The sequence below is a fragment of the Massilia aurea genome (assembly GCF_024753205.1).
In the GTDB taxonomy this organism is placed as follows: Bacteria; Pseudomonadota; Gammaproteobacteria; order Burkholderiales; family Burkholderiaceae_D; genus Telluria; species Telluria aurea.
This window is the reverse complement of the sequence record NZ_JANUGZ010000001.1, coordinates 34,799-56,474: the sequence shown is the minus strand read 5'-3', so window position 1 is coordinate 56,474 and position 21,676 is coordinate 34,799. Positions and strand designations below refer to the sequence as shown.

Below are 21,676 nucleotides of genomic sequence, written 5' to 3'. Positions count from 1 at the left end.
GTCGCACTGGCTCAATGGCGTGATACAACCCCTGAATCGACCACGAAAGGATGTCTATGCCCACCACGATTCAACACCACACGCTCACTGCGAACGGCATTCGCCAGCATTATCTGGAAGCTGGCAACGGCCCACCGGTCGTACTACTGCACGGCTTCCCGCAGACAAATTTCGCCTGGCGCTTCCAGATTCCGGCGCTGGCCGAACAGTATCGAGTCATCGCGCCCGACTTGCGGGGCTATGGCGAAACGGACAAACCGGCTACGGGCTACGACAAGCGCACCATGGCGCGCGACCTGCGCGAGCTGTTGCGAGCGCTCGGCATCGACCGGATTGCGCTGGTCGGCCACGACCGCGGCGCGCGCGTGGCCACGCGCTTTGCCAAGGACTATCCGGAGATGGTCGACCGCCTCGTCGTGATGGACAATGTGCCGACGCGGATTGTCGCGCGTGAGTTCACTCCGGCAGTAGCGCGCGCATACTGGTTCTTCACCTTCAATCAGGTGCCCGACCTGCCCGAAGCACTGATCGCCGGCCGCGAAGACTTGTGGCTGCGCCACCTGTTCTCGGACTGGTGCTACAACCCGCTGGCAATCGATGGCGACGCATTCCAGACCTATGTTGACGCTTACCGCCGTCCAGGCGCACTGCGCGGCGCGATGTCCGATTACCGCGCCAACTCGGAAGACGTGAAGCAAGATGAGGCCGATGCCGACGTCAAGATCGCTTGCCCTACGCTGTCTTTATGGGGTGCCGACTTTTACGGTGTTGGCAAGATGTTCGACATGGCCGCGATCTGGGCCGAGATGGCGAGTAACCTTCGTACCGTGGCGATTCCGCAGTGTGGCCACTTGCCGCAGGAAGAACAACCCGAGCGTGTGAATGCTGAACTGCTCGACTTCCTCAAGGGCTGGACCGCAACGCCGTAAAATCGCTTCATCCGAGGTTGGTCAGGCAGACACGCAAGCAGTCGTCGACCTGGTTGCCGGGGCACGCACGCCTGCCTGATTACCAGGCCACTGCCCCACACGCATCGACGAGTTTGCCATTTACCTGGCCATCTGCGAGAAGGGCCAGGCGCACCGGAACCTTTGCTGCTTCGTCAGTCGAGAGGTAACCAGCATGTCCGTTCAAATCCGTGCTCACGTATCCTGGACAGGCGGCATTAACGACAATCCCTGTGTCACGCAATTCTTCAGCCAACTGCACTGTCAGCATGTTCAGCGCGGCTTTTGACGCGTTGTAGCCGATCAGGCGTGCCGAGTAGTAACGGTTGGCTGGATCACCGTTGACGGCCATCGAGCCGAGACTGCTCGACATGTTGACGATCCTGGCGCCCGGCGCCACCCGTAACAACGGCAGCATTGCCTGTATTACCGCCAGCGGCCCAAAAAAATTCGTCTCGAACAGGCGTCGCGCGGCATCGATGGAAGCCGCGCTGGGCGCGCCGTCTGCAGCATCGCCGATACCGGCGTTGTTGACGAGAATATCCAGGCGGCCATGCTGCGCCCGGATTGTCAGCGCTGCTTGCGTAATGCTGCCCGCGTTCGTGACGTCGAACTGGACGAAGTGGGCGTTCAGATTTTCGCTGCGCAGCAGGTCGACTGCTGCCTGGCCGCGTCCGGCATCGCGTGCCCCGACGATGACAGTGACACCCTTGGTGCCAAGTTGGCGCGCAATATCCAGTCCAATGCCTTTGTTTGCACCGGTAACCAGGGCAATCTTGTTGATGTGCTTTTCCATGATGATCCTCTACGTTCAAAAACGTATGATCGGGCCAGGGAGAGCATTTGATAAGCTATCCATCCTTCAACACACTGATCGCGCTACCGATCAATGTTGCATCATCAATTGCGACTCTCTTACCTTGGCAAATATGGCCTGGGCAGGATGGAGTCCAAGCGCCAGCTGCAGCCGGGTGCACACGCCCGAACCACGCAAACTGTTTCACTGATAATCATTGCACCCGTAGGCTATGGGCAGCGCGCATTCATCCCGCATGTATTTCCTCGAGCACTTCATGCGCGCCCGTCCACGCGCGCACGCCGTAGCGATCGTTATCGAGCGGGTGCAGTTTGCCGCGCCCGCTCATCATGTCGCGTAGATACTGCATGCCTTGCCACGCAGGAAACGGCGCATCGCTTGCCGGCGACAGCTTCCGGGTAATTGCGATCATCGCCGACAATGCGCCAATGCTCCCGACGCGCAGTGTCGCGTAGCGCTGGCCCGTCACTTCGGTCATGATGCGGGCGAGGTCAACCGGCGATACGGTATCCCCGGCAATACGAAGAATGCGGGGCGCCGCGTCGTCCATCGCCGCAGCCGCGGTAAACGTCGCGACATCGTCCTTGCTGGTGAAATCCAGCTGCTGTTGCGCATCGCCGAAGTGGATGACGCGCCGGATTCCCGCAGCGATGATGGGCGCCTGGCCGGCGAGCAGATCGATGAAGCCGCCATTCAGGACTGAGGTTGCGCGGATCGGCGCTGCGTCCAGCGTCGCCATGAAACGGCGGCGGAGGTCGAGGTTGCGATTTTCGCCGGGGATCGTTTTGGTAAAGTCGAGTGAATAGTCGCTTGGGATAAAGCGGACAACGCCCTCGGCCACTGCCGCGTCGAGCAAATTTTGCTGGGTATCGATCACCACTGGCGCCAGGCCATTGAGTGCCGATACGATGCAGACCGATCCGCGCATTGCCGCGCGCAGCCCTGCCGCATCCCGCATCTCCACTGCCTTGACATCGACGCCAAGCGCGCGCAGGGCTGCCAATTTGTCGGGCGCTGTGCCGGGGCGAACGATGGCGTTGACGCTGGCGCCCTGCGCTATCAGCGCACGGCCGATTCGCGCGCCGAGGTCGCCGGTGATGCCGGCAAGCGTGACGCGCCGTTCACGGGAATGTTGGTCAGGTGTGTTCTGCATGGGTTCTCCTTGGTTGGGCCACATCATATGCCGGGCTGGATGCCACCAGAAGGCTGGTGAAGAGAACATGCTGTTCCATTCAAGGGAACAGCTAGGCGCCGGGCTCAACGCGCATATGCTCTTGCAGCGCATCGATGAACAACCTCACCTTGGACGATACGCTGCGGTTCCTGGCATACAGGGCGTTGACTGGGATACCATCGCTATGCCACCCGGGCAGCAGGCGGACCAGTTGGCCGGACTGCAGGTGCGGCCTGGCCAGGAAATCAGGCAACCGCCCTACCCCGGCACCGCCCAGCACCACTGCCTGGAGTACCGCCGGCTCGGCCACCGCAGTGCCCGGCGCGACCGCACAATACGCTTCGGCGCCGTCGTCCGTGCGGAACTTCCAGCTTGCTTCCCCTGCGCGGCAAGCGATGAGGCGATGCGCCTCCAGCTCCGCCACCGTGGCCGGCACGCCGCGCCCGTCAAGGTAGGCCGCACTGGCGCAAGGCCACAGCGCGATGACGCCGAGGCGGCGCACCATCAGGTCGGAGTCGGCCAGCGCACCAAGCCTGATCGCGACATCCGCATCGCCCCGTGCAAGGTCGATGATGCGGCTGTCGGTGTCGAGTACGACCGACACATCGGGATACCGCTCCAGGAACGATGGCAGCATCGGCGCAACGACGCCGAGTGCGAACGTGAAGGCCGCATTTACCCGCAACACACCCTGTGGCTGGCCTGCCAGTCCGTCCACTGCCAATTGCGCCTCCTCGGCACTGTCAAGCAAGCGGCGCGCGTGCGGCAGGAACAGCTGGCCTGCGTCACTGAGCCGCAGGCCACGCGTCGAGCGTTCGAGGAGCACGACACCGAGTTTGCCTTCGAGGCGCACCAGTGCCCGACTGATCGTCGATTTCGGCATGGCGCGCAAACGCGCCGCAGCCGACAGCCCGCCCGCATCGACGGCCTGGACAAAGATTCGGACATCGGTCAGGTCAAGCATCGTGGCAGCGTTCCGTCATTACGTCGATGGAGAGAGCGCAACTGGCACAGCAGAGGGCGCGCGGGGCCGAAGCATAGCAGAACAGTGGCGTACGGCACTGCACCGTTATTTGGTCCCCGTCCAACCCAGTTTTTTTCGCACGAATGCGGTCAGCAAGTCAGCATTGGCCTGATGGTGCTTGACCCGCGGATGCTGGCCATAGCCGGTAAACGGGAAGAACAGCGTATCGATGCGCGCGTCGCCTGATGCGCGCAGGTTCGCGACCGCCGACTTGACGTAGCCCGGCCACACGGAACCGGCGCGGGTCGCGTCCATGCTCCCCAGCGCGCAGACAATGTACGCTTTCGGATACAGTGCACGCACGCGGGCAACGAAGGCCTGGTACGCCGCGATCCGCTGCGCATCCGTCGGTTCCGGCTGGAGCTTGTGATCGCGACCGATCAGCCAGCTGTCGTTCTGCATCAGGTTGATGACGACGACGTCGGGGGTCCAGCGCTTGAAGTCCCACTGGCTGTCGTTGTCGCCGACCGCACTCATCTGGTCGTAAAAATCCGGCATCGTAAACGGGAACCAGCTGATCATCACGCCGATGCCGCCTTGCGACGTGATGTGCGCTTCGGCGCCAAGCTGGCGCGCCGCGATCGACGCATAGGACTGGTAGTTGTTCTTGTCCTTGCCCAGATCGTCCCGTCCGTCGTCGGGCGCTTCGTTGCCCATGCCGCTCGTGATCGAGTCGCCGAAGAACTCGATCCGGCGCTTGGGGCGCGCCGGCGGCGGCGCCAGCGTGGCCTTGTCATCGAGTTCGAGCCCCTTGAAGATCGTTGCGCCTTCTGCGCCCTCGGTGCGTTTGGTGAGCAACAGCGTGTGCGCGCCCGGTTTCAGGCCATTGGCAACGACGTACGTCTTGCTGCCCTTGTCCGCCTGCAGAATGATCGGACGCGCCGTTTCGCCATCGATGAACACGTTGAAGAAATTTTTGCCTTCCCGGTCGTCAAGCACGATCGCCAGCGAGGTGCCGGTGAAATTGGCGGCGATCGCCGTGCCGGGCCAGCTCAGGACCGGCGCCTTTGCATCGGTCATGTCGATGCGGCCCGTGTAGGCCAGATTCGGATGATCTGCCGCGATCTGATTGGCAGCGCCAGCTGGTCCCAAGTGCAGCAAGGCGGCCAGTGCGAGTGAATACGCGAGATTTTTCATGGAAGTCAGTACGAAAAAAGCCGGGCGCGCTGGCACCCGGCTGTTGGTAAGCGCCGTAATGATTACAGCTTGATGGTCACCGGCTTGCCGTCATAGACCACGGTCTTGTCGGCCGCGTCCAGGTTCTCGGCCGTCGACACGCCCGGCTTGATGACGCGCACCTTGAACTCGCGCTTCATCGGCATGCCCTTGTACTGGCCGGCGCGCTCGCCGATCTGCACGACACCTGTCTTGTCGTCGTAGGCGATGCGGATACGGCTGGCTTCTCCGCGCTCGTAGGCATTGGTCACGCCGTCATCCTCGTACAGCGTGGCTTCGCCATTGGCGCCCGCATACACGAACAGCGTGACCGGCGCATCCGGCTTCTCGTCGACATACTGCGTCACCGGGCCCGCCGTGATGACCGAGCCGGCCTTGACGAACAGCGGCATGCGTTCGCGCGGCGCCTGCACGGTGCGCGTCGCGCCGCCCTTGAAGCGCTCGCCCGTATGGAAGTCATACCAGTCCGCACCCACCGGCAGGTACACCTGGCGTGACGTGGCCTTGTACTCGTAGACCGGCGCCACCAGGAACGATGGACCGAACATGTACTGGTCCTTGATGTTCTTGACCTTCTCGTCGTGCGGGAAGTCCATGACCAGGCCACGCATCATCGTGCCCGAACCGTAGTGCGTGTCGGCCGCCATCGTGTAAATGTACGGCATCAGGCGATAGCGCAGCTTCAGGTACCACACCATATTGTCGCGCATGGTGTCGTCGCCATTGGCGATATTGTAGATCTCGCGCTTGACCACTTCACCGTGCGAGCGGAACAGCGGCGTGAAGGCGCCGAACTGGAACCAGCGCTGGTTCAACTCACGCCATTCCTTCATGTCTTCCGGATTCGCTTCGGCGCGCGAGGTGACGCGGTTTTCCTGGGCCGAGCCCACGTCGCCCGTCTGGTAGCGCACTTCCTGCGCGTAGCCGCCGATATCGTGGGTCCAGTTCGGGATGCCCGACATCGACATGTTCGTGCCCGATGCGATCTGGTCGAACAGGTTGTTCCAGCGGCCGACCGTGTCGCCGCTCCACACAGCCACCGAATTGCGCTGGATGCCGGCAAAGCCCGATCGCGACAGGATGAACTGGCGCTTGTCCGGCTGGTCGCGCGCCAGGCCATCGGCCATTGCGCCCGTGCTCACCAGGCTATACGGATTGAACGTGATTTCGCCGGCGCCATACACGGTCGGGCCGATCAGTTCCTTGAAGTCTTCCAGGCGGCTGTTGGACAGAACGTCAGGTTCGGTATTGTCCATCCACCAGGCGTCAAAGCCCAGGTCGACCAACTTGGTCTTGAGCTGACGATAGTAGATGTCGCGCGCTTCCTTGGTGTACGGATCGTAGTGGCTGTTCAGGTAACCCTTGCCGACCCAGTCGCGCGAGCCATTCTCGACGTTCTTGGTCCACATATAGCCCTTGGACTCGAGCTCCTTGTAGTTGTCGGTATTGGCGTAGAACTTGCCCCACACCGACAGCATGATGCGCGCGTTCTGCTTGTGCACCGCGTCGACCATGCCCTTCGGGTCCGGGAAGCGCTTCTTGTCGAAGTCGTGCGAACCCCAGCCATCTTCGGGCCAGTAGAACCAATCCTGCACGATGTTATCGAGCGGCCAGCCGCGCTTGCGGTATTCGGTCACCGTGTCGAGCAGCTGCTGCTGCGTCTCGTAGCGCTGGCGCGATTGCCAGAAGCCGTACGACCACTTCGGCATCATCGGTTGCTGGCCGGTCAGGTGGCGGTAACCGGCGATCGCGCGGTCCATGTTCTCGCCGCTGATGACGTAGTAGTTGATCGCTTCGGCGATCTCGGACGACAGCGTCAGCGAATGGCGCTCGGGCGCCGGCAACGGGTTGTTGTGGGTGATCGCGACCATGCCGCCTGATGGCTTCCACTCCAGGTGCAGCTTGACCGGCTTGTTCCTGGCGAACTTGACTTCGAAGTTGTGGTACCAAGGATTCCAGCCCATGCGCCAGACGTCCATGACCTGCTTGCCGTCGACCGTCAGCGTCGCGTAGTCCGACGAGTACAGCTGCATCTTGTGCACGCCCGGCTTGTCGCTGCTCATCGTGCCTTCCCAGACCACGCGCACGTCCTTCAGGTCCTTGTGCGGGCCGAGCTCTTTCGGCCAGTTCTCGTCGAGGTCTTTCAGGTACTGATAATCGATGTCCTTCTCCTGGCGGGTCAGCGCCAGCTTGCCGCCGATGTAGTAGCGCGCCGTCAGGCCTTCGCTCTTGCCATCGGCGCCGCGCAGCACCAGGTCGCGCGACATCAGATCGTACGGCGTCTGGTCACCGAAGCGGGAAATCGAATTGTTATCCCACAGGACGCCATAACCCTTGTCGGAAACGACGAACGGCACTGCGGCGATCATATTGTGCTGCTGGAGCAGCACGTCTTCGCCGTTGTAGTTCATCTGGTTGTTCTGGTGCTGGCCCAGGCCGTAATACGCATCCTTCGTGCCGTGGTTGAAGCCCTGCTTGATCGCAACGAACGGCTTGCCGCCCACGTTCACGGGCTGCATCGATTCGGATGCCTGCGCCAGGAAGCGCTTGCCATTCGCGTCAAAGAAGGCGACCTGGCCATCCTTGAGCGACACGGTGGCAGCGATCTTGCCGGCTTTGAGCTGGACCGTGTCCTTGCCGGGCGTGACGGTGAAGGCGCAGCTGCTGGCGCATGGCTTGGCGACCGTCATCAGTGACGGCGTGAGCGCCTTGTCGGCCTGGTCGAGCTTGACCACCTGGACGATGTTGTCGCTCATGAGATTGAGCCGCACCACCTTGGCGCCGCTGTCGGGCTTGACTTCGATACCGGTCGCGGTCTGTTGGAAGGTGCCTGCATCGGCCCCGGTTGCCGCCAGCATCAGTACTGCGGCCGCCACTTGTGTCATACGCATTTATCGATCTCCTGTTGTGTACTTGTTATGCTTATTGCTTGTTACGCTTACTCGGTATAGGTGCCCAGCCGGACCTTGAGGACGGTCGGCGTGGCCGGCAAATTCAAACCGTAATCGGTCTGGTCGCCATTCCAGTTGCGCTCCATGACCCATTTGCCGCTGGCGTCGAAGCGCCCTTCTTCGACCCGCGCCAGCATCGACGGCTTGCCGTCGTTGGCGCCGCTGCCGGAGAGCTTCACGCGCGCCTGCTGGCCGACGATGACAAATTCGTTGTCGCCAATCTGCGCAAGGGCGACGCCGCCGCCCGGCTGCTCGGTACCCGACTGGTACTCGTTCTTGTCCTTCAGGTACTGGCGCTCGCCGAACTGGAACTCGCGGAACGAAACGTTCGCGGTCCAGCCCTTCATGGCCACCGTCTGCGCGGCGCGGTCGTCGCCTTCGGCCACGCCGTAGGTACGGCCTTCGAACGCCCAGCGTGCCCATTGGCGCGACATCGGTGCGAACACGCCGAACACCTTGGCGAATGGCTCGACCATCCGCTTGTCGGTGTGCTTGGCGCCCAGCGGGTAATTGCTGTAGTCGGCGTAATCCAGGCCGAACGGCGCCACGCCGATTGCGCCCATGCCCAGCGCCTGGTACACATAGCGCGCGTAGCCGGGCGCATTGCCCATCTCCGGGATCATCAGCGCGTTGTCAGGCCGCTGGAACGACTTGAGGATCGCCGTGACTTTTTTCGATTCCGGCATGTAGATGTCGGGCGCGGCGAAATCGATATGGGGCGCAGCCACCTTGTAGATATCGAGAACGTCATAGGTTGGCCCGCCGCTGGCGAAACCGCCGCCGTCTTTCCACAGTGCCGCAGGTTTGCCGTCCAGTGCCGGTTCGCGCAGTGCGTTGTTGACGAACATCGGCAAGTCGTAAACCGCGCGGCCGGCCTTGGCAATCGACTCGATGTAGCTGGCGATCGCCCACGAGTGAAAGTACTGGGCGGCGTAGTCGCCATACACCTGGGACCAGGTCCCGCTCGTGACGCCCTGGACTTTCGGCGTCTGGCGCGCCACGACGGCGGCCGGCACTGGCTGCGCGAACGCGGCCTGGGCGCGTGCGCCGTAGTCGCGCTCCACACCGTACGTGCCGACTTCGTTTTCGACCTGCACCATGATGACGGTGCGGTGCGCGCTGTCGATCTTCTTGATGTGCTCCATCATGCGCACGAATGCGCGGCGATCCAGCGCCAGCGTCTCTTCGGCGAACGGCGAATGGCTGTAGACGGTCTTGCCGTCCTTGTCCTTCATGCGCGGAAAGCGCGCGTTGTCGAACTTGACCCATTCCGGCAGGTAGCCCGGTCCCGTGTTCTTCCAGGTGCCGAACCAGACGATCACGAGCCGGATCTTGTTGTCGCGCGCCCCTTTGACCAGCGTGTCGAGGAAGCTGAAGTCGAAGCTGCCCTCCTTCGGTTCGATCTGTTCCCACGCGATTGGCATCTCGAGCGTGTTGGCGCCGGCGTCCTTGAGTGCGGCCCAGACCTTCGGCAAGGCCGCCGGGTAGTTGCTGGAGTTGTGGGCCTGGCCGGCCAGCATCGTGAACGGCGCGCCGTCGACGATCAGGGCGTGGCGGCCGTCCTTGCTCTCAAGGCGCGGAAGGTCGGGCGCGGCGGGCGCGGCCAGCGCGCCGTGCGCCGTCAAGGCCAGGCACAGCGGCGCGAGATGCGTCAGGCGGCGGGCGATCTGGTTCAGCTTCATGCGGGTTGTCTCCTTCGTGGTGTCGTTTTTTTATTTGAACAGCGAGGCAGACACGGTGCGGCTCTGCCCTTGTTTGAGCTCGACTTCGGTCACCCAGGCGCCGTAGCGCAGCTTGACCTTGCCGTCGTTCGACGGGGCGCGCACCGTGACGTTCTTCAGCAGCCCCTTGCGCCAGACGATGTCGACCTCAAAGCCGCCGCGCGCACGCAAACCCTTGACCGAGCCGGTGGCCCACGCCTTGGGCAGCCCGGGCAAGACCTGGATTTCGCCCGCGTGCGATTGCACGAGCATTTCGGCCATCGCCGCGGTGGCGCCGAAATTACCGTCGATCTGGAATGGCGGGTGCGCGTCCAGCAGGTTCGGGTAGGTGCCGCCCGCATTGTTATGTTCACTGAAGATGCCGCCCTGCTCGGCGGCGCGGGCGCCCGGCGCGGCCAGCACGCCGCGAAGCATGCGGTGGGCGCGTTCGCCGTCGTGCAGGCGGGCCCAGAACGCCATCTTCCACGCCATCGACCAGCCGGTGCCAGCGTCGCCGCGTGCTTCGAGCGTGCGTTTGGCGGCAGCGGCCAGCTCCGGCGTTTTGACGGGCCCGATCTGGCGGCCCGGGAACAGCGCGAACAGGTGCGACACGTGGCGGTGCGTGTCATGCGGCGTATCGAGCACCGGGTCATGCTTTTCGTCCAGCCACTCGAGCAGCTGGCCCCAGCTGCCAATGCGCGGGCCGGCCAGGCGGTCGCGCATATTGGTCAGCTCGGCGCGCAGTTCGGGATCGATGTCCAGGATGCCGGCCGCTTCGACCGTGTTGTTAAAGAGGTCCCAGACGATCTGCTGGTCGTAGGCGACGCCGTCTTCCACCGGGCCGTGCTCGGGTGACCAGCCTTGCGGCGCCACCAGGCGTCCGTCAGGCAGCACCTTCAGGTAGTCCTGCCAGAACGCGGCGGCCTCTTTCATCATCGGGTAAGCGGTCTCGCGCAGGAAGCGCTCGTCGCGCGTGAACGCGTAATGCTCCCAGAAGTGCTGGGCGTACCAGGCGTTGCCCGTCTTGTTCCACAGGTAGCCCATCGCGCCGAACGGATTCGACTCGGTACGCAGCGTCCAGCCACGTATTGGCTTGCCATCCTTGCCCTTGAATTCCTGCGCCGTCTGTTGGCGCCAGACCGGCGCCAGGCCGTTCACGAAACCGAAGAACGGTTCGGCCAGCTCAGAGAGGTTGGTCACTTCGGCCGGCCAGTAATTCATCTGGACGTTGATGTTGGTGTGGTAGTCCGCATTCCATGGCGGCGCATAGCTGTTGTTCCACAGGCCCTGCAGATTGGCCGGCAGCGAGCCGCGCGAGCTGGCGGTGAGCAGGTAGCGGCCGTACTGGAAATACTGGGCTTCGAGTTCCGGATCGCCCCCTTCGCGCGTATAGGCCAACAGGCGCGCATCGGTCGGCAGCGCGCGGCGCTCCGCGAGCGTCGGACCCAGATCGAGCTCGACGCGCTTGAGCAGGCCGCCCAGATCGCGCTCGTGCTCGACGCGCAGCTCGTCGACGGGGCGTGCGGCGGCCGTGCTCACTTGCTGCGTCACGCGCGCCAGCGGGTGGCCGCCTTCGAAGCGGCGCGCCGGATCCATCACGAAGCTGGTGCCGGCGCCCAGCACCAGCGTCACCGAGTTCGCATTCGTAAAACCGATCCGCTTGCCGTCCACGGCCAGCTTGCCGCCGTCATTCTGCACCTGCACCTGGCTCGCGTACGACATCACGTTCGTGCTCGGCGCCTGGTCGGGCAACACAAAGCCGGCCAGCGTACCCGCCGCGTACAGGCGGTTACCGCTGACGGCCAGGTTGGCGCCGTGGCGGTCGGTCAGCGCGACGCTGCCCGTGTAGCGGCCCGGCTTGTCGGCGGACAGGCGCAGCACGATCACCTGCGCCGGATAACTGGCCCAGGCTTCGCGCTTGTAGTTCACGCCGTCGTGCGTGTAGGTGACGGTGTGCACGCCGCGTACCAGGTCTAGCGAGCGGCGGTAATTCGTCACGCCCGTCGCATGGGCCGGCAGGTCGACCAGCACGTCGCCAAACGGCTGGAACGCGCCCATCGTCTTGTCGTCGCCGGTCCACAGCGTGATGTCGTTGAACTGCAGGTGTTCGCGGCCCGGCTGGCCGAACACCATGGCGCCGATGCGGCCATTGCCGATCGGGAGCGCTTCCTTCTCCCAGCCGGTGTCGTTGTCCTGCGCGGGCGCGTTGTAGCGCAATACCAGGTCGGGTGCGGCCAGCGCGGCGCCGGCAAAGGTCAGGCCGAAGCCAAGGCTGGTGGCGGCAAGCGCCAGGCGCAGCGTGTGATGCAGAGTCATTGGGTAACAGGCTTTCCGTGCACGATGCCGCGTCCGGCAGTGCTCATGTAGACAACGCCGAAGCGGTTCATGTCACCGACGATGAAGTGGCCGTCGCCAGGGCCGCCGTACTGGTGCGCGTCATCGTTGATGCGCTGCCAGGTGGCGCCCGTGTCGAGCGAGCGGTAGATGCCGCGCACGCCCTTCACGCTGCCCCAGATGAACACCGTCGGATACGTTTTGCCCGGTGCAGCCTTGCCGAAGCCGACCGCGCCGCAATAGTCGATATCGAATACCGGCTTGAAGCTGGCGCCGCCATCGATCGAGCGCGCAAGGCCCCCCTGCTTGAGCGGGGCCCACAAGTCGCCTTCACGTTCGGGCGCGGCGCGGATCAGGCGCGAGCCGCCCGAAGGCAGGCTGGCGCGCGCCGTAAACGTGGCGCCGCTGTCGCTGCTGGCCACCAGAGCCTTGTCATCATACGCGTAGAACACGTTCGCCCGCACCGGATCGGCCACGGCGCGCATCCGTTTGCCCGTCAGGCCGGCGACCGGGGTCCAGGTCGCGCCCGTGTCGCCGGAGCGGAACGAGGTCGTCGAGTCCTGCGGCGTGTGCACGAGCGTTGCGCCGTCGGCCGAGATGGCAATCTGGCCCCGCTTGCCCTGCATCGCTGGCGTCTTGTTCCAGCTGGCGCCGCCGTCGCGCGTGACCAGCATCGCGTCGCCAACACGCACCAGGGTGCCGGGCCGGCGCGCCGCCGCGTCCAGGCCCGTGGTGGTGCCGATTTCCGGCTTGTGGATGCGGCCATGGCGCGGCGGGTCGTCGTGCACGAAGCCGTCGTAGTCGCCGATCGCAGACACCAGCGGCGCGCCCGCCATGCTCACCAGGCCAAGCGGCACCGTCTCTTCCAGGCCCTCCACCGTGAACGTCCAGGTAGCCGGGACGGCATCGATGTTCGCGGTGCGGAAGATGCCGTTGCCGGACGTGACCCAGACCGCGCGGGGATCGCGGGGATCGAATTCGACCGAACCGGCCCAGTGGATGGCGTGCCCTTCGAGCCATGGCACGCCGGCGGCGTCGCGTTGGAAGCCGCGCCCGATTACGTCGGTCCAGCTGGCGCCGGCGTCGTTCGACACCAGGATGCGGTCGCCCTTGGCGTCGCCCTGGGGGATGAACGTGTTGATGGTCGAGACGACGAGCCGGCGCGGGTTGGCCGGATCGACGCTGATGCCGGCGAACGGGCGCGTCCAGCCGGCCGGCGTGACGTCGGTCCAGGCGCCGCTGGCAAGCGCGTAGCGCCAGACCTGGCCCCGTTGCATCGGCTCGGTACCGCTTTTGTCCGGATGCGGGCCGGCGCCGTCGGCATAGGCGATATACAGGTTGCCGGCGCCATCGAGCGCGGCGCGTTGCGGCATCAGGCCCGCCGGCCCGCCTGTCACCGGCTGGAAGCTCGCGCCGGCATCGTCGCTGCGGTACAGGTTGGGGCCGACGCTGCCGAAGCGCGAGACGCCGACGAACACCCGACGTGCGTGGCCGGCCTTCACGCTGGCAGGATCGGGCAGCACGATGTTCAGGCCAACGTCGTTCGGCGTCGTCGTGACCGGCAGCGCGTCGTTTCTCTGCCAGGACTTGCCGGCGTCGTTGCTGGTGAACAGGCCGTTGCGGCGGGAGCCGAGGTACAGGCGGGTATTCAATGACTGATGTGATCCCGGATCGACGGCGAGTCGTTCCCCGTTTTGCCGGCCGAAGCCGTTGCCATGCGTTTTAAATTGAGCAGTGACATCGACGACGTCGAAGGTCTTGCCATAGTCGGTCGAGCGCAGGATGGCGGTGCGGCCACCGTTCAGGTAAGCGATACCGGCCAGCAGCCAGATGTTGCCAGCGTTGTGCGGGTCGACCGCGAGCGCATCGATGCCCAGGAAGCCCGTCTGGTCTTCGCCGACCCAGTCGAGCAGCGGATACCAGCGGCCCTCTTTTGCGCTCCACCGGTAGGCACCGCCAACGTCGGTGCGCGCGTAGGCGACGTCCGGCTCGCTGCGGCTTGGCACTACCGCCGTCACGAATCCGCCGCCACCGATGGCGACGCTGTCCCAGGCATAGGCGATGGTCGATGCAGTTGCTACAGTCACCGATACGCCAGCGTCAGAGGATGGCGTCGTGGTCGCTGCATTCGTGACGGTGGCCGTGGCCGTGGCGGCGGCCCCGACGACGATGGCCGCGACCGCGCCCACGAACACGCCAAGCTGGCGCGCGTACGTGGAAGGCATTGTGTCTCCTGATTGTTTTTATGTGTCGCGTGTGGGTGCGACTATTAGCTTGCTGCAAACCATGCTAAACAATCCAGCCGGTGCTGGCAAGCAGAATGTTCGCGCTAACAAATAAATTTCAGGATACGAACCGGGATGTCGGCCAACTTCTCCACGCAGTCATGATTGCGTATAACATTGGCGACCTACACGAATTCAACACAGGAGATTGCATGAACATCAACGGAGAAATGATCATTGGCGGGCGCATCGTGCGCGGCGAAGCCGGCACCGTGCGTGCCTACAACCCGGGCACGAAGCAGGAACTTGAACCCGCGTTCGGTCTTGCCACGTCCGACGACCTGGCCCGTGCCTGCCTGCTGGCCGACGCTGCCGTCGAGCCATATCGCGCCCTGAGCCTGGAAGAGCGCGCCAATTTTCTTGAAACGATCGCGCAGCGCATCCTCGACCTGGGCCCGGCGCTGATCGAGCGCGCCAGCCAGGAAAGCGGTTTGCCGACGGCGCGCCTCGAAGGCGAGCGCGGCCGCACCGTCGGTCAGCTGCGCCTGTTCGCCAAGGTCGTGCGCGACGGCTTGTTCCTCGAAGCGACGCTCGACTCGGCCCTGCCCGAGCGCACGCCGCCACGCGCGGACCTGCGCATGCGCAAGATCCCCGTGGGCCCGGTCGCCGTGTTCGGCGCCAGCAACTTCCCGCTCGCGTTTTCCGTGGCCGGTGGCGACACCGCCTCGGCCCTTGCCGCCGGCTGCCCGGTCGTCGTCAAGGCGCACAATGCGCACCTGGGCACGTCCGAACTGGTCGGCAAGGCCGTGTTGCAGGCAGCGCTCGACTGCGGCATGCCCGAAGGCGTGTTCTCGCTGCTGATTGGCGAAGGCAACATGATCGGCGGTGACCTTGTGAGCCACCCTGCGATTCGCGCCGTGGGCTTTACCGGTTCGCGCGCAGGCGGGCTGGCGCTGGCGCAGATCGCCAGCCGCCGCAAGGAACCGATCCCCGTCTATGCCGAAATGAGCAGCATCAATCCGGTCTACCTGCTGCCAGGCGCGCTGGCCACTGGTGGCGCTGCGCTGGCAGGCGCGTTCGTCGATTCGCTGACGATGGGCGTGGGACAGTTCTGCACCAACCCGGGCCTGGTGATTGGCGTGGCCGGACCGCAGCTCGATGCGTTCCGCGCTGCGGCTACGGCAGCGCTGCAGCTCAAGCCGGCGGGCACGATGCTCACCGCAGGCATCCACACCGCCTATACGGACGCGGTGGGCATTCGCGCCGGCATCGCGGGCGTGACGCTCGTCGCGCACGGCAGCAGCGAAGGCGCGGGCTGCGCAGCGAAAGCGGCGCTGTACGAATGCGACGCCGCCACGTTCCTGGCCAATCCGGCGCTGGAAGAAGAAATCTTTGGCCCGGTCTCGCTGCTGATCGCCTGCCAGGATGAAGAAGAACTGCTGGCCGTCACGCGCCACCTGGAAGGCCAGCTGACGGCCACGGTGCATGCGGTCGCGAGCGACCATGCGCTGGCCGGCGCCCTGTTGCCGCTGCTGGAACGCAAGGTCGGCCGCATCCTGTTCAATGGCTTCCCGACCGGCGTCGAGGTCGCGCATGCGATGGTACACGGCGGCCCGTTCCCGGCCACAACCGATCCACGCAGCACATCGGTGGGCGCGACCGCCATCGAGCGCTTCCTGCGCCCCGTGTGCTACCAGGACGTGCCGGCCGGCCTGCTGCCCGATGCACTGAAGGACGGCAATCCGCTGCGGATCGCCCGCCTGATCAATGGCGAACTGAAGCTGCCTGCGTAAGTACAACCAACACGGATCGGGGCTGCGGACCAACACCGCGGCCCTGGTCTGCCTGGCCGTCTACAGATGCTGCCGTTCGATATCCTCGGCATCCCCTGACAGCATGTGCGCATCGTCCGGGGCGAAAGCGAGTTCGACCCGGATCTCGTTGGCCAGGATAACCTTCCCGGCCGGCGGACGATCGCCATCGACCCGCAACCAGGACAATGCGAGCTCGCCGAAATTGACGCGGTCTTGCCGTGCCAGCAGGTACGACACATCGAATTCGATCCGGGGCGTGCCGTGGTGCGCTGCGGCAGCGATCTGGAATGCGCCCAGCGTGCCGATGAGCGATGCCTCACGCTCCGTCTGCGACGCGATCACGGCCGGCATGTCGAGATACAGCGCATAGAAAAAGCCACCCTTCTTCGCGGCTGTGCCCACGGACAAGTTGTCAAACACTAGCTTGATCGTCCCCGGCATCTGCCGGGCATCAGGCTCACCAGCATCACGGCACAACGCAACCACCCGCGCCAGTTCTGCGGCATCGCTTTTCGCCAGTCGCAACAGCACCGACACCGATTGCTCATCGAAAGGCACTTGCGCCACGCCACTCACTGACCGGCGCGTGCTCGACAGGCGGCGCCCCGCCACCGTCCTGAACGACTGGAACGGCGGTCGCTCCAACAGCGCAGCGCGGGCAGCAGCCGCGGCAGGGAGCGGCGGCAACGTCGTCGGCACGGCGTTGGACGCATACGTCGTGCCCAGCCAGCCGGGGATTCTGGTCTTGTAGCGCTCGATGCTCAGACCGGTCGCGTACACATGGTTGCCTGCCCAGTAGACATCGCTGTTGGTCGACGAATACGGATTCGCTGAATTGGGCATGGCCTTGCCCGCTAGCAGAGACCATGCATGCGTCAAGCGATCGACACTGGCGTGGTGCAGGAAAAAGATGGGGTCGAGCGGTGACTGCATCGTGCTCATGACCCCGCCAATCAGATCATGAATGGGATTGTGCACGTCTTCGATGCTCGGCTCGAACGCATTGTATTTGCCGCGCTGAAAATTGCGCACCGCCGATGCGAATGGCGCGAGGCTCAGTGCGCTGTGAACGTTTGCACTCTGCCGGGGCACGTACAACGGGTTACCGGGCGCCGGATCGGTAAATTCCGCTGGCAACGTCGCGTACGCGTAATAGTTCCAGTACGGCAGTGTGAGAGCCGGATTGCCTGATACCGAGCGCAACTGCTGCTCGAAGTGATACAGGTAACCGCGGTGCCACGAAATGAAATACGGGACCCCGTGCGGGCAGGTATTGACATGCACATTGGACCAGTAGGACAGTGAGCCGGGACTGGCCTGATTGGCGTTGGCGCGCATCGTCGCAATGGCATTGACGAAGGCCGGATACTGATTGGTGGTCTTGAATTGCTGCCATTCGAGCCGCGGCCCACCACCGGCCTGGGCCGCCGCCAGGCCCGGAAACCACTGTGAGGCAGTGACCCCGATACCGGTTTTTAAAAACCTTCTCCTGGCACCACTATGGGTTTTCATCGCATCCCCCGACTGAACAAAAAGCTGTACATGTTCAGTCGAGTGTAGGAAAAGAACCGGCGGATGGCGCGCGCACGATTGCCCGATTTAACAGCGATCAAAAACGCGCCAAAGTGCGTGGCTCACATCGGACAATTGGTGCGCTGGCAGCGATAAATCCAATGAAGCTTAACGAGTGTTGCCGCGCGTCGCGACATCCAGCCACACGGCCAGTGTCAGGATCAGCCCCTTGACGATCATTTGCCAGTACGCATCCACGTCCAGCATCGACATACCGTTGTCCAGGCTCGCCATCACGAGTGCGCCGACCAGCGCGCCATGCACGGTGCCGGCGCCGCCGCGCATCGACGTGCCGCCGATGAAGCAGGCAGCGATCACGTCGAGCTCGGCCGACACGCCGGCCGACGGCGAACCGGCCGCCAGGCGCGCCGTGTTGATCAGGCCAGCCAGCGCGCACATCAGGCCCATCAGGCCGAAGATCCACAGCTTCACCTTGCGCACGTCGATGCCGGACAGGCGCGTCGCTTCCATATTGCTGCCCACCGCGTAGATGCGGCGGCCGAACACGGTCTGGCGCGCGATGTAGCTGAACACGCCCAGCAGCACCAGCAGGATCAGCACCGGCAGCGGAATGCCTTCGTAGCTGTTGAAGGTCGAGATCAGCCCGGCCAGCACCGCGCCAGCCACGACCACGCGCAGCGCCGAGCGCCACATCGGGATCACCGGCAGCTTGTGGCGCGCCTGGCTCGCGCGCTGGCGCCAGACCAGCACACAGGTCAGCACGAACAGTCCAATGCCCAGGATGCTGCCCCACAGCGGCGGCAGATAGGCCTGGCCCAGCTGTTCCATGCCTGGCGAGACGGGCGCCACGGTGGCGCCGCCGGTCAGCCCCAGCACGACCCCGCGGTAGGCCAGCATCCCGCCCAGGCCGACAATGAAGGACGGTATGCCCGCATACGCCGTCAGATACCCGTTCAGGAACCCGCACAACAGGCCGGCACCGAGCACGATGATGACCGACAGCGGCAACGGCAAGCCGTGCGTGACATCGAGCACGGCGGCCATGCCACCCAAAAGACCCAGCAACGAGCCGATGGACAGGTCGATCTCGCCGGCGATGATGACGAACACCATGCCGCAGGCGAGGATGCCGGTCACCGACATCTGGCGCATCAGGTTCGACAGGTTGCGCGCCGAGGTAAAGCCGCCGTCCGTCTTCCAGCTGAAGAAGGCCCAGATCAGTGCGATTGCAACCAGCAGCGCCAGAATCTTGTACTGCGTGAAAATGCGTTTGAACGTCATCATGGTCATTGTGTGATTGTGGTTGTCATGCGTGAAGTGGAATCGACGGTGCCGCCGCCGCCTGGCCCAGCGCGGCGGCCAGCACGGTTTCCTGGTTCAGGTTCTGGTTGACGAAGTCGCCGTTCAGGCGCCCTTCCTTCATCACCAGCACGCGGTCGGACACGCCCAGTACTTCGGCCAGTTCGGACGAGACCATGATGATCGCGATCCCCTGCGCCGCCAGTTCCAGCATCAGTTTGTAGATTTCGAACTTGGCGCCGACGTCCACGCCGCGCGTCGGTTCGTCCAGGATCAGCACTTTCGGCCCGGTCAGCAGCATCTTGGCCAGCACCGCCTTTTGCTGGTTGCCGCCCGAGAGCGACGTGATGGCCAGGGCCGGCGTGGCGGTCTTCAAAGCCAGCCTGCTGATCTGCTCACTGACGGCGCCCGCTTCTTCGTGGTCGTCGATGCGGCTCGCGTGCGAAAAGCGCGGCAGGACCGACAGCGTGATGTTCTCGCCCACCGACAGGTCGCGCACGATGCCGTGGTGCTTGCGGTCTTCGGGCACCAGCGCGAAGCCGGCGCGGATAGCTTTCAGGGGTTCGGACGTATCGACCTTGCGGCCCTCGAGCCAGACTTCGCCCTCGTGCTTGCCCGGGTACGCGCCAAAGATGGCGGTGACCAGTTCGGTGCGCCCGGCTCCGACGATTCCGGCGATGCCGAGGATTTCGCCGCGCCGCACCTGGAACGAGACGTCGTCGACCTTCTTGCGGCCCGGCTGCTCCGGGTCGTAGCAGGTGATGTTGCGCGCCTCCATGACCACCTCGCCCACCGGATGCGGCAGCGACGGATACATCTGGCTCATCTCGCGGCCGCACATCTGGTTGATGATGCGCTCGACGCTCATCGCTTCCATCGGCGTGGTGGCGATATGCTTGCCGTCGCGGATGACGACCACCGTGTCGCAGATGGCCGCCACTTCTTCGAGCTTGTGCGAGATGTAGACGCAGGCCACGCCCCGGCTTTTCAGGTCGCGGATGATGTCCAGCAGGACCGCGATCTCCGACGCCGTCAGCGATGCCGATGGCTCGTCGAGGATCAACAGGCGCGCGTTCTTGTTCAGGGCCTTGCCGATCTCGATCAGCTGCTGGTGCCCGCCGCCGTAGTGCTTCACCGGCAGCACCACGTTCACGTCCGGCAGCTTCAGGCCGCGCAGGATCTCCGCGGCCTTCTGATTCATGGCGGGATAATCCATGCGCCCGCCAGGCAGCGTGATTTCATTACCCAAAAAGATGTTCTCGGCCACGCTCAGTTCGGGCACAAGCATCAGTTCCTGGTGGATGATGATGATGCCGGCGTCCTCGGTCTCGCGCACCGAGCGCGCCCGCAAAGGCTGGCCATCCAGGACGATCTCGCCCTCCCAGGTCCCGTGCGGATAGACGGCCGACAGCACCTTCATCAGCGTCGATTTGCCGGCGCCGTTCTCGCCGCACAGGCCGATGCACTCGCCCGGGCGGATCGCCAGGTCGATGCCATCGAGCGCAGGCACCCCGTTGAATCGCTTGGCGATTCCCTTCATTTCAAGCAGATAGCCGGCCATCGAAAGACTCGTTTCAAGACGTTGGACCATCGGCCGGCGAGGCTCGCCAGCCGGTGCGCCCGCAGGCGCGGGCGCTGTAGCAGGGTGATGCCCGCTTATTTGCCGGCCAGCTGGCCCTGGGTGTAGAAGCCGTCCTTGACCAGCATGTCGACGTTGGCCTTGTTCAGCAGGATCGGCTTGAGCAGGATGGTGTTGACGGGCTTGAAGCCGTTATTCAGCTGCGCGTTGTAGGCAGGCTTTTCGTTCCTGACCAGTTGCACGGCCAGCGTCGCGGCGCTGGTGGCGATATTGCGCAGCGGTTTGTAGACCGTCATCGACTGCGTGCCGGCGATCACGCGGCGCACGGCGGCCAGGTCAGCGTCCTGGCCCGAGACCGGGACCTTGCCGGCCAGCTTCTGCGACGACAGGGCCTGGATCGCGCCGCCTGCGGTGGCGTCGTTCGAAGCCACGACAGCGTCGATCTTGTTGCCGTTGGCGGTCAGCGCATTTTCGATGATGGCCATCGCTTCCGACGGGCTCCAGTCCTTCACCCACTGGCGGCCGACGACCTTGATGTCGCCCTTGTCGATCAGCGGCTGCAACACCTTCATCTGGCCTTCGCGCAGGATCTTGGCGTTGTTGTCGGTCGGCGCGCCGCCCAGCAGGTAGTAGCTGCCCTTTGGTTTGAGCGCGACGATCGACTGCGCCTGCAGTTCGCCCACGGCCTTGTTGTCGAACGAGATGTAAGCGTCAACGTCAGCATTGAGGATCAGGCGGTCGTACGACAGCACCTTGATCTTGGCTTTCTTGGCTTCGCGGATCGCGTTGTTCAGCACCGTCGCGTTGTACGGCACGATGACCAGCACGTCCACGCCGCGCGAGATCAGGTTCTCGATCTGGGCGATCTGGCGCTGCTCGCTGGCGTCAGCCGACTGCACATAGACCTTGGCGCCCAGCTTTTCGGCCGCGCCGATGAAGTAGTCGCGGTCGCGGGTCCAGCGCTCGAGGCGCAGGTCGTCGATCGAAAAGCCGATCTTCGGATTCTTGGCGTCGGCCATGGCGGGGGCGGATGCGAACAGCATTGCGCAACCGATGCCGACTGCCGTGATGAGTTTTTTCATGCTTGTCTCCAGTGTATTTTC

At 64.2% G+C, this 21,676-nt stretch carries 14 protein-coding genes; 2 read left to right on the top strand and 12 right to left on the bottom strand.

Annotation, left to right across the window (positions count from 1 at the left end):
* The first annotated feature begins 56 nt into the window (after positions 1–56).
* Positions 57–929 carry an alpha/beta fold hydrolase gene (locus NX775_RS00255; RefSeq protein ID WP_258834153.1) on the top strand — a complete coding sequence of 291 codons (873 nt, stop codon included), beginning with the start codon at positions 57–59 and terminating at the stop codon, positions 927–929.
* A gap of 79 nt (positions 930–1,008) precedes the next feature.
* Here the strand turns inward: NX775_RS00255 and NX775_RS00250 are convergent, their stop codons facing one another.
* From NX775_RS00250 to NX775_RS00215, 8 genes are all read right to left on the bottom strand, one after another.
* Positions 1,009–1,743, bottom strand: coding sequence for an SDR family oxidoreductase (locus NX775_RS00250; protein ID WP_258834152.1), 735 nt, complete (start codon positions 1,741–1,743; stop codon positions 1,009–1,011).
* Positions 1,744–1,990: 247 nt separating this feature from the next.
* Positions 1,991–2,917: an NmrA family NAD(P)-binding protein gene (locus NX775_RS00245; RefSeq protein ID WP_258834151.1), complete on the bottom strand. Its 927-nt coding sequence runs from the start codon at positions 2,915–2,917 to the stop codon at positions 1,991–1,993.
* Positions 2,918–3,008: 91 nt separating this feature from the next.
* On the bottom strand, positions 3,009–3,902 hold the full coding sequence (locus NX775_RS00240) for a LysR family transcriptional regulator (RefSeq protein WP_258834150.1): 894 nt from the start codon (positions 3,900–3,902) through the stop codon (positions 3,009–3,011).
* 105 nt (positions 3,903–4,007) lie between these two features.
* Positions 4,008–5,099 carry an SGNH/GDSL hydrolase family protein gene (locus NX775_RS00235; RefSeq protein WP_258834149.1) on the bottom strand — a complete coding sequence of 364 codons (1,092 nt, stop codon included), beginning with the start codon at positions 5,097–5,099 and terminating at the stop codon, positions 4,008–4,010.
* A 62-nt stretch (positions 5,100–5,161) separates the two neighbouring features.
* On the bottom strand, positions 5,162–8,029 hold the full coding sequence (locus NX775_RS00230) for a glycoside hydrolase family 31 protein (protein ID WP_258834148.1): 2,868 nt from the start codon (positions 8,027–8,029) through the stop codon (positions 5,162–5,164).
* Between the two features lie 47 nt (positions 8,030–8,076).
* Positions 8,077–9,771 carry a DUF5597 domain-containing protein gene (locus tag NX775_RS00225; RefSeq protein WP_258834147.1) on the bottom strand — a complete coding sequence of 565 codons (1,695 nt, stop codon included), beginning with the start codon at positions 9,769–9,771 and terminating at the stop codon, positions 8,077–8,079.
* A 30-nt stretch (positions 9,772–9,801) separates the two neighbouring features.
* Positions 9,802–12,105 carry a glycoside hydrolase family 95 protein gene (locus tag NX775_RS00220; RefSeq protein ID WP_258834146.1) on the bottom strand — a complete coding sequence of 768 codons (2,304 nt, stop codon included), beginning with the start codon at positions 12,103–12,105 and terminating at the stop codon, positions 9,802–9,804.
* Positions 12,102–14,348, bottom strand: a complete 2,247-nt coding sequence (locus NX775_RS00215) for a beta propeller repeat protein (protein WP_258834145.1) — start codon at positions 14,346–14,348, stop codon at positions 12,102–12,104. The genes NX775_RS00220 and NX775_RS00215 overlap by 4 nt, the downstream gene beginning before the upstream one ends.
* A gap of 212 nt (positions 14,349–14,560) precedes the next feature.
* On the opposite strand from NX775_RS00215, the gene NX775_RS00210 reads away from it, so the two are divergent.
* Positions 14,561–16,141, top strand: coding sequence for an aldehyde dehydrogenase (NADP(+)) (locus tag NX775_RS00210; protein WP_258834144.1), 1,581 nt, complete (start codon positions 14,561–14,563; stop codon positions 16,139–16,141).
* 60 nt (positions 16,142–16,201) lie between these two features.
* Here NX775_RS00210 and NX775_RS00205 read toward each other — a convergent pair whose 3' ends face one another.
* From NX775_RS00205 to xylF, 4 genes are all read right to left on the bottom strand, one after another.
* Complete coding sequence (locus tag NX775_RS00205; RefSeq protein WP_258834143.1) at positions 16,202–17,674, bottom strand: tyrosinase family protein; 1,473 nt, start codon at positions 17,672–17,674, stop codon at positions 16,202–16,204.
* Positions 17,675–17,842: 168 nt separating this feature from the next.
* Complete coding sequence (locus NX775_RS00200) at positions 17,843–18,985, bottom strand: sugar ABC transporter permease (RefSeq protein ID WP_258834142.1); 1,143 nt, start codon at positions 18,983–18,985, stop codon at positions 17,843–17,845.
* 16 nt (positions 18,986–19,001) lie between these two features.
* Positions 19,002–20,555 carry a D-xylose ABC transporter ATP-binding protein gene (gene xylG, locus NX775_RS00195; protein WP_258834141.1) on the bottom strand — a complete coding sequence of 518 codons (1,554 nt, stop codon included), beginning with the start codon at positions 20,553–20,555 and terminating at the stop codon, positions 19,002–19,004.
* A gap of 95 nt (positions 20,556–20,650) precedes the next feature.
* Positions 20,651–21,655, bottom strand: a complete 1,005-nt coding sequence (xylF, locus tag NX775_RS00190) for a D-xylose ABC transporter substrate-binding protein (protein WP_183552288.1) — start codon at positions 21,653–21,655, stop codon at positions 20,651–20,653.
* Positions 21,656–21,676: the final 21 nt, after the last annotated feature.